General features: G+C 63.8%; 2 protein-coding genes. One reads left to right on the top strand and one right to left on the bottom strand.

Annotated elements, in window-relative coordinates; all coding sequences use genetic code 11:
• On the bottom strand, positions 1 to 764 hold a 764-nt coding region (locus tag A2I95_RS39860), incomplete at its 3' end, for a RimK/LysX family protein (RefSeq protein ID WP_291737868.1).
• A 70-nt stretch (positions 765 to 834) separates the two neighbouring features.
• On the opposite strand from A2I95_RS39860, the gene A2I95_RS39855 reads away from it, so the two are divergent.
• The coding region (locus tag A2I95_RS39855; protein WP_291737867.1) for a tRNA-guanine transglycosylase at positions 835 to 1,216 on the top strand (382 nt) is incomplete at its 3' end.

Below are 1,216 nucleotides of genomic sequence, written 5' to 3'. Positions count from 1 at the left end.
CCGTTGATGCAATAGGTGCCCACGGTTTCGAACTGGCGCAGCAGGGCGGTGCCGTATTGGGTGACGGAGGCGCCGATGCGCGGGATCACCGCGTCATAGCGGGGCAGGCGCTTGCCGTCATAATGGACCTCGGGCGCCAGTGCGTTCAGCGCCATGTAGCAGCGGGTGGTGTTGATCACCTCCACTGTGTGGCCGCGGTTTTCGCCCTCTTCCACCAGGCGGCGGGTGGAGTAGTTGTCCTCGCGGCTGAGCACGGCAATGCGCAGGGCGCGTTTCGGGGCGGACTTGCGGATGCTGGCGGAAGCGTAGACCGAATAATCCAGTTCCGGCTGGCACAGGCGTTCGCCGGGCACCACGGTCACGTTCTCGGTCAGCGCCTGGCGGCCCAGCAGCATGTGTTTTGCCATGCCGCGCCTGTCGGTCAGCGTCAGCTCCACCGGCCAGGACTGGCCCGCGATCTCCATTGGGGTTTCGATCACGAAGCGCATTTCGCTTTCGCCGTTGGAGGAGGTCACTTCGCGCCGGTCCTTGATCAGTGCGGAGCAGGGGATTTCCAGATCGTACTGGCCGGGGATGGGATGCACCATAAAGCGCACCTTGGGGGCGCTGGCCGGGCCAAAGGTTTCAATGCCGGTGGCGTGCAGCGAGGAGGTACGGGCGCCGGTGTCGACCTTGACGCGCAATGCGGGCAGGCCAAGGTCGGGCAGGCTGACCCATTCCTCCCAGCCGAGTTTCAATTGCGCTGCGGCGTCGGCTGTGGACATGGAGTTGGCTCCTTGGCATTAGGGGTGAATCACCGGTGTGCCGGTTTGATAGTAACGGCAGGAATGGAAGATGGCAGAGCTTTTCAACTTTGAACTGAAGGCAACCGACGGCAAGGCGCGCGCGGGTGTCATCAATACGCCGCGCGGCGAAATCCGCACGCCCGCCTTTATGCCGGTTGGCACTGCCGCGACCGTGAAGGCAATGATGCCGGAAAGCGTGCGCGCGACCGGCGCCGATATCCTGCTGGGCAACACCTACCACCTGATGCTGCGCCCGACGGCGGAACGCATCGACCGTTTGGGGGGCTTGCACAAGTTCATGAACTGGGAGCGCCCGATCCTGACCGACTCGGGCGGATTTCAGGTGATGTCGCTGGCGGGGCTGCGCAAGCTGACCGAGAAGGGCGTGACCTTCAAGAGCCATATCGACGGCTCCAAGCATGAGCTGACAC

The organism is Leisingera sp. F5 (genome assembly GCF_001593695.1).
This window is presented reverse-complemented; position numbering and strand designations above follow the sequence as displayed.